At 54.2% G+C, this 11,186-nt stretch carries 12 protein-coding genes; all 12 read right to left on the bottom strand.

Annotated elements, in window-relative coordinates; all coding sequences use genetic code 11:
• Positions 1-14 precede the first annotated feature (14 nt).
• Positions 15-581 carry an NADPH-dependent FMN reductase gene (locus GNG29_RS23070; RefSeq protein WP_103177621.1) on the bottom strand — a complete coding sequence of 189 codons (567 nt, stop codon included), beginning with the start codon at positions 579-581 and terminating at the stop codon, positions 15-17.
• Between the two features lie 38 nt (positions 582-619).
• Entirely contained in the window at positions 620-1,366 is a 747-nt protein-coding gene (locus GNG29_RS23075) for a 4'-phosphopantetheinyl transferase superfamily protein (RefSeq protein ID WP_103177622.1), read from the bottom strand.
• A 143-nt stretch (positions 1,367-1,509) separates the two neighbouring features.
• Positions 1,510-2,472 (bottom strand): HTH-type transcriptional regulator YidZ, encoded by a 963-nt coding sequence (yidZ, locus tag GNG29_RS23080; protein ID WP_156655421.1) that lies wholly within the window; start codon positions 2,470-2,472, stop codon positions 1,510-1,512.
• Positions 2,441-3,616 carry an MFS transporter gene (locus tag GNG29_RS23085; protein ID WP_156655422.1) on the bottom strand — a complete coding sequence of 392 codons (1,176 nt, stop codon included), beginning with the start codon at positions 3,614-3,616 and terminating at the stop codon, positions 2,441-2,443. Before GNG29_RS23085 ends, yidZ begins: the two co-directional genes overlap by 32 nt.
• 132 nt (positions 3,617-3,748) lie before the next feature.
• The gene (gene tnaB, locus GNG29_RS23090) at positions 3,749-5,005 is read right to left on the bottom strand and encodes a low affinity tryptophan permease TnaB (RefSeq protein WP_156655423.1); all 1,257 of its coding nucleotides are present in this window, start codon (positions 5,003-5,005) and stop codon (positions 3,749-3,751) included.
• Positions 5,006-5,095: 90 nt separating this feature from the next.
• A complete protein-coding gene (gene tnaA / locus GNG29_RS23095; RefSeq protein WP_103177626.1) occupies positions 5,096-6,511 on the bottom strand; it encodes a tryptophanase in 1,416 nt (471 codons plus the stop codon).
• 228 nt (positions 6,512-6,739) lie between these two features.
• On the bottom strand, positions 6,740-6,817 hold the full coding sequence (tnaC, locus tag GNG29_RS23560; RefSeq protein WP_350028380.1) for a tryptophanase leader peptide: 78 nt from the start codon (positions 6,815-6,817) through the stop codon (positions 6,740-6,742).
• A 195-nt stretch (positions 6,818-7,012) separates the two neighbouring features.
• Positions 7,013-8,377, bottom strand: a complete 1,365-nt coding sequence (gene mnmE / locus GNG29_RS23105; protein ID WP_103177627.1) for a tRNA uridine-5-carboxymethylaminomethyl(34) synthesis GTPase MnmE — start codon at positions 8,375-8,377, stop codon at positions 7,013-7,015.
• A gap of 74 nt (positions 8,378-8,451) precedes the next feature.
• The gene (gene yidC, locus GNG29_RS23110; RefSeq protein WP_103177628.1) at positions 8,452-10,095 is read right to left on the bottom strand and encodes a membrane protein insertase YidC; all 1,644 of its coding nucleotides are present in this window, start codon (positions 10,093-10,095) and stop codon (positions 8,452-8,454) included.
• A gap of 2 nt (positions 10,096-10,097) precedes the next feature.
• On the bottom strand, positions 10,098-10,355 hold the full coding sequence (gene yidD, locus GNG29_RS23115; protein WP_072036746.1) for a membrane protein insertion efficiency factor YidD: 258 nt from the start codon (positions 10,353-10,355) through the stop codon (positions 10,098-10,100).
• Complete coding sequence (rnpA, locus tag GNG29_RS23120; protein WP_014072458.1) at positions 10,319-10,678, bottom strand: ribonuclease P protein component; 360 nt, start codon at positions 10,676-10,678, stop codon at positions 10,319-10,321. Before rnpA ends, yidD begins: the two co-directional genes overlap by 37 nt.
• Before the next feature lie 16 nt (positions 10,679-10,694).
• Complete coding sequence (gene rpmH, locus GNG29_RS23125; protein ID WP_003849659.1) at positions 10,695-10,835, bottom strand: 50S ribosomal protein L34; 141 nt, start codon at positions 10,833-10,835, stop codon at positions 10,695-10,697.
• Between the last annotated feature and the right edge of the window lie 351 nt (positions 10,836-11,186).

Raw genomic sequence — 11,186 nt, forward strand, 5'->3', positions numbered from 1 at the left:
TTTTGTCCCTTCTTTTACGCTTTTACCCGCTGGATATACTTCCCGAACGCGCTCAGCTGTCCGCTCAGGTGATCCAGCGTGCTCTGGTCAATCACTTCACCCGTCTGCGGATCGACCTTGTTCTGAATCACGCCACCCATAAATTCCGGTTTGTTCATTACCATCGCGTCGAGGAAGACCAGGATCTGGCGCAGATGATACTGGCAGCGCGCACCGCCAATCGCCCCCATTGAGCTGGTCTGGATCAGCACCGGCTTGCCTGCCAGCGGCTGCTCCGGCAGACGAGAAAGCCAGTCGATAGCGTTCTTTAAGCCACCCGGCACGGAGTAGTTATATTCCGGAGTCACGATCACCACGCCGTCTGCCTGGCGGATCTGTTCTGCCAGCGCTTCTACGGCAGCAGGGAATCCCTCTTCCTGCTGTATATCGGCGTCGTACAGCGGGATATCGCCGATCGACGGCAGGGCGCTAATTGCCATCCCCTCAGGCGCCAGCTTCGGCAGAGTGCGGGCAACCATGCCGTTAAATGAACCTTTGCGCAGGCTTCCCAGTAACGTAACAACATTCAACGTATCAGACATCACTACTCCTTCTTCATCATGATGGCCCTGCTGAAGGGTCAGGTAAGGGTAATCGCTTTCTCCGCCGGTAAACTGGTGAGTCGCATCAGGCGTGCTGCCGGCTCGTTGGCGCGGGCAGGAACATCCGGCAGACCGTTCCATCCAAGGCGGCTATCGAATGCCCAGATTTTTAACCGTTCAATAACCGGGGTGACGGCAACAGACCAGATCAGCACATCTTCGGCATCGCTTAAGGCTTCCACCTGCGCGGCTCTGGATGCCCGTAGACGACCTGAGCCCGGTAACAGTTGTAGCAGGCTGGCGCAGTCGCTGGCGTCGCCTGACAGTTTACGAATGCTCTGGCGCAGGGTAATGAGCTGTGCTCTGGCTTCGTTGGGGTCGTTCTGATTACGCACCCATAAGTTCTCGTTGCTGGACAAGGGGTAGGTGTCGTGAGCGTGGGTACCATCCATGCTGCGAATGGTCCGCTGCAGCTCCATATCCAGGCCGCAGTCGCCTTCCGTGGTCAGCGCCAGACCCACGATATTGCCGGCGTAGGCAATAGAAAAACGGGGAAGCGCAGGATCGGCAAAAACCGGGCGACCCTCAGGTTCGGTAATTACGTCCGGCAGCTCGCTGGTGCCGTAAAGCATAAACATCAGTTCAGCAAGCAGCGATCGGGAAGCCAAAAATCGCGCCCGACGATGTTCCGGAAGCTTCCGCGCTTCGATATGACAGGATGGAGAGAGTCTGGTCGAAACCAGCCGCCCCTCGGTCAGCGTCCCTCTTGCAAAATGCGTTGCCATTTTTCGCTCCATGATAATGGTCAATAGACGGGTTAAACGTTTACATCATTATCGCTTAACTGATCTACTGTTTTAATGGCTAAATGGGGGTAAGGGAAGTTTTGCAGCGGAACTTTACACTTTCTTAGCCAAAAACCGGACCATTAGCGCAATGGAGAACCATACAGCGCCTTAATGGTTTCTCTCAGCCAGAGGATTTTAGGGTTGTGGCTGTTACGCTTATGCCAGATCAGGGTGAAGGGAACGGTGAGCTTTTGCGCCTGCGCTTCATCGATGGGGATTGGCAGGGTAACCAGCTTCCGCTGGTGGAGCTGATTATAGTGATGGCAGTAGTGCGGCGCGGTGGCAATATAATTATGGCCCGGCTGCGCCGCCATAAACATCGACTGCTCGAATCCAGGCAGGCTCATGGCGATATTACGCGTACGTCCCATCTCTCTCAGCACCTCATCCAGCGCCCAGGTGTCGCTCCGCTCCCAGAAGATGCTGATATGCGGATAGCGCAGGAAGGTCTCCAGATCCCACGTCTCCTGGAGAGCGGGATGGTCCTCGCGCAGATAGACGCAAGGGCGGTCGCTGAAGAGAATTTCGTAGTCGATAAACCACGGCATCAGCTTCAGTAACTCCCGTGAGCGCGGGTGCGTTTCACGTCCGGTAAAACCGAGATCGACCTCCCCGCGGGTAATGGCGTCCAGCGAATCGTAATCCCAGTGGCGCATCTTCACGGTCGCCTGTGGGTAACGTTGATTCACCTGTTCCAGTAGCGCGTTAAAGCGGATCAGCATCAGCGGCGTTTCCGCCGCCAGCTCAAAGGTCAGGCCGCCGGGAGAGTCATGGTGGAATTTATCGAGGATCTGGTTGCCAATCTGCATCCAGTCGGCCAGATCCTGTTCCAGGCTCATCGTCAGCGGAGTAGGCAGCAGCCCCAGAGGGGTCTTTACAAACAGCGGATCGTCGAACCAGTCGCGCAGCTTCGCCAGTGATTTACTCACCGCGGACGGGGTAACGTTCATCCGTTTCGCGGCTTTGGTGACGCTGCGTTCCTGCAGCAAAAGCTGCAGGCACAACAACAGGTTAAGATCGAGACTGCTGAGGGGCTTCTTCATGATGTGCTGCGGGCCGGATGACCATAAGTAGGGTGATGCTGAGCATGCTACAGCCAATCAGAACCCCGATCAGCATATTCAGTGCATTCAGCCCGATTATCGCCGCCAGCCAAATCCACAGCGACGAGCCGCAGACCTGAGTAATACCCAGCACCGAGCTTGCCACTCCCGCTCGCAGCGCAAACGGCCCTAATGCCTGGCTCATCGCCACGCCAAACCCCATCGAGAACCCGGCGCAAACCAGGGTAATACCGGCCAGCATCAGGGCAGGAGAGCTGGCTGTCGCCAGCACCACGCCCGCCGCCAGGAACAGTACCTGCGAGGTCAGTATCAGCGTGCGCTGACTGAAGATATTCAGCGCAAACGGCGCCGAAAAGGAGACGACCATGCTGACCAGCGCGGTTAACGCCATCACTGTGGAATACTCGCCGCGATCGAAACCCATGATTTCCATTAATAACACCGGGGAAGCGTTTACATAGGTCAGGATCACCGCCACGCTCAGGGTGGTGATCAGCAGCCGGCTAATGAAGAAGCGGTTAAGCAGCGTCTCCTTCGGCGGAACCGACGCCGTGTGACCAGGGTTTTGCGCTCCCGGATGGGTCTCTTTCAGCACCGCGATAGAGAGGATAAAAACCAGCATTCCCATCGCCGCCATGGCCCAGAAGAGGCTCTGCCACGGGAATTGCAGCATGATCAGGTAGCCCACCACCGGTGCCAGCACCGGAATAATACAGGTGATACCGTTTATCATGGAGAGCACCTTGGCGCGTCGCTGGGTGCTTAAGGTGTCACGCAAAATCGCAAACGCCACCACGTAGCAGCCGCCCGCGCCGATGCCCTGGATAAAGCGCCCGGCCAGAAACAGCGTACTCTCCTGCGCCAGAGAGCAGAGCACCGATGCCAGGGCAAAAATTACCGCCCCGGTAATGGCGACGGGCTGCCGTCCGGCTTTATCGGCAATCTTTCCGGCAAACACCATCGATGACGCCATCCCCGCGAGGTAGGCTGAAAACGCGATATGCAGCTGCGCTTCGCTGGCGCCCAGATCGCGGGCGATGTGCGGCAGCCCCACCAGATACATATCAATGCCCGATGGATAAAGCAGCACCAGCGCAAAACTACAAAACAGAAAACGAGCCATAAATCCCCCATAAATGCAGGCATGAAGCATAGGGGGAGAAGGAAGGTTTAGCGAGTTGCCATTTGGACAAAGGTGATTTCCTGGCAGGAAAGCCACCTCAGCGTGAGGTGGCTTACAGGAACGCAGGCAGGATCAACCGAAGCGCGGCAGGAAATTAAAGGTATTACCGAACCAGCAAAAAATGACCACGATACCGAAGAGGATCACCAGAGAAGGGATCGCCATCCCTCCCCAGACGGTGAAGATCTTATCCGGGAATTTCTGTCTCGCTTTCAACGCCAGCAGGGCCGGGACAATGACCGCCCATAGGGTTGCACACAGCCCGGCACCGCCAATTCCGTAGATAAAGCCGTTCGGGAAGATAAGGTAGAGCAAAGTGGGCGGCAGGAAGGTCAGCATGATTGTCTTCAGACGACCGGAGGGGGAATTATCCAGTTTAAAGAGGTCGGCAAGGTAATCGAACAAGCCTAGCGTGACGCCAAAGAAGGAGCTGGCGACGGCTAAATTGGAGAACACCAGTAAGCAAAATTCGATGACCCCGTGCTGGCGGGTGCCAAGGAAAGATTTCACCAGCGAATCGACGTTGCCCCCGGATGAGATGATCTCGTTGAAGCTGTCGCGGGTGATATTCCCCATCGTGCAATACAACCAGAACAGATAGATAAAAAGCGCCAGCAGCGAGCCAAACACAAGGCTTTTTATCAGTTTATCTTTCCGCTTCCCATAGCAGATGATCAGGCTGGGAATATTGCCATGAAAACCAAACGACGCCAGGCAGACGGGCAGGGCCATAAAGATATAGGGGAAGTAGCTGGTATTGCTGGCAGAGATAACGTTGCTGTCTCTTAATATCGAGTAATCAACCTGAAAGAAAAATGACCCAAAAACAACGATAAAGGCGATGATCTTAATGCCTAAAAACAGCGAGGTAATCCTGCTGGCGGCTAATGAGCTGAACCACAACACCGCCGCGACAAAGAGCGCCGTACTGACACCCACAATGCGCGGGTTCACATGCGTGCCCTGATTCATGGCGATGGTTTCACTTATGATTGCGCCATTGGCCGAGATATAGGCATAGGTCAGGATATAAAGCACAAAGGCGACCGTGAAACCACTTACGATATTCCATTTATTGCCAAGCAGATCTTTGGTGACCGTATTAAAACTTGAGCCGACAGGATAGTTCAAATTTGCTTCCAGCAATAATAACCCGGAGTGAAGCATTGAAAACCAGGCAATAATTAAAATAAAGGCACCCCAAAAAAACCATGCCCCTGCCAAATCCACGGGTAAAGCAAACATTCCCCCGCCAATAACGGTACCTGCTATAACCATGACACCCCAAACCGAAGAGTGTTTAGTCTCTAATTCTAAAGCGTTATCCATGGTGCCCCCATCAATTATGGTAAGCCTGATGTTATTGATATATTTACTTTGTGGGTGGCTAACATTATTTAGCCACCCGGGGACAGAAGGTTAAACTTCTTTGAGTTTTGCAGTGAAGTGGCGTAATACTTTAGGTTCGTAGGTGAAGGTTAACCCTTTTATATTCTTCGCATTTTCTTTAACGTGTTTAAAGGCTTCGACGATGAAATCCATATGCGATTGCGTATACGTGGCCCGCGGAATCGTTAAACGCAGCAGCTCTGCCGGGCAAGGTAATTGTTTACCTGTTTTCGGATCGCGGCCTAATAAGAACGAACCGATCTCAACTGCGCGGATACCTGCTACTTTATAGAGCTCACAGGCCAGCGCCTGCGCCGGGAACTGTTCTGCTGGAATGTGCGGCAATAACTTACCCGCATCCACGAAGGCAGCATGGCCCCCCGCCTGCTGGCAAACCACCCCGATGGCTTCCAGGCCGTCAACCAGGTACTGCACCTGATTAATCCGGTAGGCCAGCCAGTCCTGGCCCATGCCATCATGCAGGCCGACAGCCAGACGCTCCATCGCGCCACCTTCAAGGCCACCGTAAGTCGGGAACCCTTCCTGAACGACGCACAACGTTCTGCACTCGGTGTAGACGTCGAAGTAGTCATCGTTCTTGATGCACAGCAACCCGCCCATGGGCACCATGGCATCTTTCTTGGCGGACATCGCCAGCATATCCGCGTACTTATAGGTTTCCCGGGTTATTTCCGCGATAGTCCAGTCTTTATATTCCGCTTCGCGTTTCTGAATAAACCAGGCGTTTTCTGCGAAGCGCGCCGAATCCATGACGACCGGGATATCGTATTTTCTGGCAATCGCATACATCGCCTTCAGGTTCGCCAGCGACACTGGTTGCCCACCGGCGGAGTTGCTGGTGATGGTTGCGACAATATAAGGCACGTTACTCGGCCCCACCTCTTCGATGCCGTTTTCCAGGCCCTGCAGGTCAAAATTGCCTTTAAAATCGTAACGGACGCCGGTATCGAATGCTTCCTTAATATAGACGTTGCGGACGGTGCAGCCATTTATCTGGCTATGACCCTGTGTGGTATCAAAGAAGTAGTTCGAGAAGGCGACCATTTTCGAGCGATCTAATCCCTTCTCCTGCTCGCGTTTTTTGATTAACACAGGAATATAAATCTGCTCGGCGCCGCGCCCCTGATGGGTCGGGATAGTATATTGATAGCCGAAAATTTCTTTCACCGCGTCGGACAGCGCATAGTAACTCCGGCTTCCGCTATAGGCTTCGTCACCGCGCAGCATGGCGGCCTGCATATTTTGTGTGACAGCGCCAGTGCCGCTGTCGGTCAGTAAATCAATAAACACGTCTTCGCTATCCAGCAGGAAAGGGTTCATCCCGGATTTAATAATAGCGTTTTCGCGATGCTCCCTTGTGGTGCGTTTAACTGGCTCAATAACTCTGATGCGAAATGGCTCTGGTAAATGTTTGAAGTTTTCCATTATATCATTCCTGTTTTTATTGCAGCGGTGCTGGTGGCTATTTTAATAACCATTAATACAGGCATGCCTGGGCCTGCCATACCGCTACGCAACCGGGAGAATATATTTCACCGACAGAGACGTGCAGAGGCACAATTGCAGCCTTATGGGCGCAATGATTTCAGGCATACCGGATAAATAGAGTGTTAATCTATTCAGGTTGCATAGAGAATGAGAAGCGAAGGGAGATTAAGGATGGTGATTGACAATTTTATTGTCAATATTGAACCACTTAGAAGTGATATATGTATTTAAGATAATCATCATTGATTTATCCTCATTAGACACGCTACTACACTATTCGAATGAGAATATTTGTCTATGCGCGGTGATATTAATTGTGATTGTAATCACAGAGAATATAACAGGCGTATTTGGTATTTATTCAGGTAATATGAGAAAAGAAAAAGCCGCAATAACAGCGATGCTATTGCGGCTTTTTTGCAGTTAACTGCAACGGGTTTATTTCCCGATGCAGAAGCTGGAGAAGATGCGACCCAGCAGATCGTCCGAGGTAAACTCCCCGGTGATCTCGCTTAACGCCTGCTGCGCCAGACGCAGCTCTTCTGCCAGCAACTCTCCGGCCCAGGCGCCGAGCAGCTGCGCTTTACCCTGATCCAGATGCTGTGCCGCCTCTTCCAGTGCCTGCAAATGGCGACGACGGGCGAGGAAGCCGCCCTCCATGCTGGTATCAAAGCCCATGCTCTGCTTCAGATGGTTGCGCAGCTCATCCACACCCTCGCCGGTGCGCGCCGACAGACGGATAAGTGAGTGACCATTCACATCGCTGATACCCAGCGTTTCGCCGGTGACGTCCGCTTTGTTACGCACCACGGTGATCGGCAGTTTTGCCGGCAGGCGGGCGATAAAGTCTGGCCAGATCTCGGCCGGGTCAACGGCGGCGGTGGTAGTCCCGTCGACCATAAACAGCACCCGGTCGGCCTGCTCGATCTCCTGCCAGGCGCGCTCGATACCGATACGCTCCACTTCGTCACTGGCATCGCGTAAGCCCGCGGTGTCGATGATATGCAGCGGCATACCATCGATATGAATATGTTCCCGCAGCACGTCGCGGGTGGTACCAGCAATGTCGGTAACAATTGCCGCTTCGCGCCCCGCCAGGGCATTCAGCAGGCTCGATTTCCCGGCATTAGGGCGACCAGCAATCACCACCTTCATCCCTTCGCGCAGCAGGCTGCCCTGACGCGCCTCGGCACGTACCGCGTCGAGATCGTTCATCACCGCGTTAAGCTGGGCTTCGATTTTGCCATCGGAGAGGAAGTCGATCTCCTCATCCGGGAAATCAATGGCTGCTTCCACGTAGATGCGCAGGTGAGTAAGTGCTTCCACCAGATGGTTAACGCGCGCGGAAAAGGCGCCCTGCAGCGAGTTCAGCGCCGAGCGCGCGGCCTGCTCGGAGCTGGCGTCGATCAGGTCGGCAATCGCTTCTGCCTGGGCCAGATCCAGCTTGTCGTTCAGAAACGCCCGCTCGGAGAACTCGCCCGGTTTAGCGATGCGTACGCCCGGCAGGGTCAGAATGCGTTTCAGCAGCAGGTCGAGGATCACCGGCCCGCCGTGGCCCTGCAGCTCGAGCACATCTTCGCCGGTAAAGGAGTTCGGGCCCGGGAACCAGAGTGCGATGCCCTGATCCAGCGCCGTTCCGTCGCTATCTTTAAAGGGCAGATAATCGGCATAGCGTGGCTTTGGCAGTTTACCCAGCACCGCTTCTGCTACCTCGCGCGCCTTCAGGCCGGAGATACGCAGAATGCCCACACCACCGCGTCCCGGTGGGGTTGCCTGGGCGACGATAGTGTCGTTATGGCTCATGGTTTGTCTCTTCTTAACGCAATAAAAAAGGCGGTCTGATGACCGCCTTTATTTTAGCTACAGCCTACTTGGGATCAGGAGCTTTTCTTTTCGCGGCTATGCAGGCCACGTTTTTCCAGACCACGGTAGATCAGCTGTTGCTGAAGGATGGTTACCAGGTTGCTGACGATATAGTACAGCACCAGACCTGACGGGAACCACAGGAAGAACACGGTGAAGATGACCGGCATAAAGGTCATGATCTTCTGCTGCATCGGGTCGGTCACGGTGGTCGGCGACATCTTCTGGATGAAGAACATCGTCACGCCCATCAGGATCGGCAGGATGTAGTACGGGTCCTGTGCGGAGAGGTCATGGATCCACAGCGCGAACGGCGCGTGGCGCAGCTCAACGGAGCCCATCAGCATGTAGTAGAGCGCAAGGAAGATAGGCATCTGGATCAGCAGCGGGAAGCAGCCACCCAGCGGGTTCACTTTCTCGGCTTTGTACAGGGCCATCATCTCCTGGCTCTGACGCTGCTTGTCATCGCCCAGACGCTCACGCATCGCCTGAATCTTCGGCTGTAGCATACGCATCTTCGCCATGGAGGTGTACTGCGCTTTGGTCAGCGGGTACATGATGCCACGAACGATAAAGGTGATAACGATGATGGAGAAGCCCCAGTTACCCAGGAAGCTGTGGATCCACTTCAGCAGCTTGAACAGCGGCTGAGAGATGAACCACAACCAACCGTAGTCTACGGTCAGGTCCAGGTGCGGCGCCACGGCAGCCATTTTGTCCTGGATTTCCGGGCCGACCCACAGGGTGCTGGCCAGCGTACCGGTTTGACCCGGCTGAACCAGAACCGGCTGAGACTTATAGCCGATAGCGGCAACACCGTTACCCAGGTTCGCGGTATAGAAGTTGTTGGTACCGTCGTTATTCGGGATCCACGCGGTAGCGAAATACTGCTGCAGCATCGCAACCCAGCCGCCTTTGGAGCTGACGTTCAGGTTTTCGTTATCGGCGATGGTGTCGAACTTGTATTTCTCGTATTTCGCGTCTGGCGTAGAGTACGCTGCGCCGCGGAAGGTGTGCAGCGCGAAGTTGCTGCTTCCGGTGTCGCGGTGCGACGGCAGATTGATGGACTGCTTCAGCTGACCAAAGGTCGACACTTCCAGCGGCTTCGCTCCGGCGTTCTGTACGTTATAGCCCACGTTTACCGCAAACTCACCGCGTTTCAGGGTGAAGGTTTTGGTGAAGGTGTTACCCGCGGCGTCGGTGTAGGTCAGCGGAATGGTGATTTCGTTCTGACCATCGGCCAGCACAAAGGTATCGCTGTCTACGTTATACAGCGGACGCGCACCGTTAGCCGGGTTATCCGGGCCATCACGACCGGTCAGGCCGCTCTGTGCCTGATAGATAAACTCAGGCGTGGTTTCCAGCAGCTGGAAAGGTTCGGAAGACTTCAGCTCTTTCGGGTAGGTCAACAGCAGCGCCTGCTCAATATCACCACCACGGGTGTTGATAGTCAGCTCAAGCACATCGGTCTTAACCGTAATCTGTTTCCCCTGGCCACTGGCCGGTACGCCCTGGTCGGCGGCGCTACCCGCTGCGGTGGTCGTTGTCTGCGTGACCTGCTGCTGAGGTTGAGGATTTTTGTCCTGCTCCCAAGCCTGGAAGATCATGAAAGACACGAACAACAAAGCGATGATAAGAAGATTGCGTTGCGAATCCATCGTTAGTGTTCTCTGGTATCAAAAGGTCCTGGAGGGACGGGGTCGTCTCCACCTGGGTGTAAAGGGTGGCATTTTAATACGCGTTTCACCGTCAACCAACTGCCTTTTATCACTCCAAACCTGCGCAATGCCTCAATTCCGTATTGCGAACAGGTCGGTCTGAAACGGCAGTGTGGCCCGAGTAGCGGACTAATCAGGCGTTGATAGACCCGGATAAGGCCGATCAGGACCCGTGAGCCAGGCGACAGTGGCGGCGCCATAATTTTTCCAACGCTTCCGAGAGAGCACGGTTATCGAGGTCGGCAACCCCTTTTTTAGCCACCACCACGAAATCCATAGAAGGCAGTTCATGTTGACGTAAACGGAAGCTTTCACGCGTCAGACGTTTAATCCGATTGCGTTCATGCGCACGCTTAACGTTTTTCTTGGCGACAGTGAGACCGATACGGGGATGCCCCAGCGAATTTTGGCGGCCGAGAATGGTGATTTGCGGCGTGCCAGCCCGTTGTGGCTGCTGGAAGACGAAAGTGAAATGAGTGGGAGTTAACAAACGTAACTCCCTGGGAAATGCTAGCTTAACCACTCAGGGGTTAGCTTAATTACTTGGAAACGGTCAGACGTGAACGGCCTTTAGCACGACGACGTGCCAGAACCTGACGACCATTTTTAGTAGCCATACGAGCACGGAAGCCGTGAGAACGGTTGCGCTTCAGTACAGACGGTTGAAAAGTGCGTTTCATGGCGATTTCTACCTAAACTTGAATAAATTCAATGACTTTTTGTGGAGTCCGAACGAATAACGAACGATGGACGCCGAAGCCATGGGTGATTAAAGAGGCCGGATTGTAATAATTGTACACTCCGGAGTCAATTCTCTTTCCTTATTTCCCGCGTCTTTCCGCACGTTTTTAGCGTGCAAATTGAGCAGCGTCAGACGCAGGAAATCGAGTCCCACGCGCCGGGTGGGGAATTATACGGGCTCCCGGGCAAATCGCAAGGATCGTCCAGGATCTTCGTTAGATCATTTAAGCAAAAATTTGTCGCTACTCATTAATTTTTCCAATATGCGGCCTAAATCGCGGGGTCGCTTC

Source organism: Leclercia sp. Colony189, assembly GCF_009740165.1.
GTDB lineage: Bacteria > Pseudomonadota > Gammaproteobacteria > Enterobacterales > Enterobacteriaceae > Enterobacter.

Excerpts from the sequence above, each read along its gene's own strand:
- GNG29_RS23085 (WP_156655422.1), bottom strand. The coding sequence starts at position 3,616 with ATGGCTCGTTTTCTGTTTTGTAGTTTTGCGCTGGTGCTGCTTTATCCA.
- rpmH (WP_003849659.1), bottom strand. The coding sequence starts at position 10,835 with ATGAAACGCACTTTTCAACCGTCTGTACTGAAGCGCAACCGTTCTCAC.
- GNG29_RS23075 (WP_103177622.1), bottom strand. The coding sequence starts at position 1,366 with ATGGCAACGCATTTTGCAAGAGGGACGCTGACCGAGGGGCGGCTGGTT.
- tnaC (WP_350028380.1), bottom strand. The coding sequence starts at position 6,817 with ATGATGATTATCTTAAATACATATATCACTTCTAAGTGGTTCAATATT.
- GNG29_RS23070 (WP_103177621.1), bottom strand. The coding sequence starts at position 581 with ATGTCTGATACGTTGAATGTTGTTACGTTACTGGGAAGCCTGCGCAAA.
- yidZ (WP_156655421.1), bottom strand. The coding sequence starts at position 2,472 with ATGAAGAAGCCCCTCAGCAGTCTCGATCTTAACCTGTTGTTGTGCCTG.
- mnmE (WP_103177627.1), bottom strand. The coding sequence starts at position 8,377 with ATGAGCCATAACGACACTATCGTCGCCCAGGCAACCCCACCGGGACGC.
- tnaB (WP_156655423.1), bottom strand. The coding sequence starts at position 5,005 with ATGGATAACGCTTTAGAATTAGAGACTAAACACTCTTCGGTTTGGGGT.
- yidC (WP_103177628.1), bottom strand. The coding sequence starts at position 10,095 with ATGGATTCGCAACGCAATCTTCTTATCATCGCTTTGTTGTTCGTGTCT.
- yidD (WP_072036746.1), bottom strand. The coding sequence starts at position 10,355 with ATGGCGCCGCCACTGTCGCCTGGCTCACGGGTCCTGATCGGCCTTATC.
- tnaA (WP_103177626.1), bottom strand. The coding sequence starts at position 6,511 with ATGGAAAACTTCAAACATTTACCAGAGCCATTTCGCATCAGAGTTATT.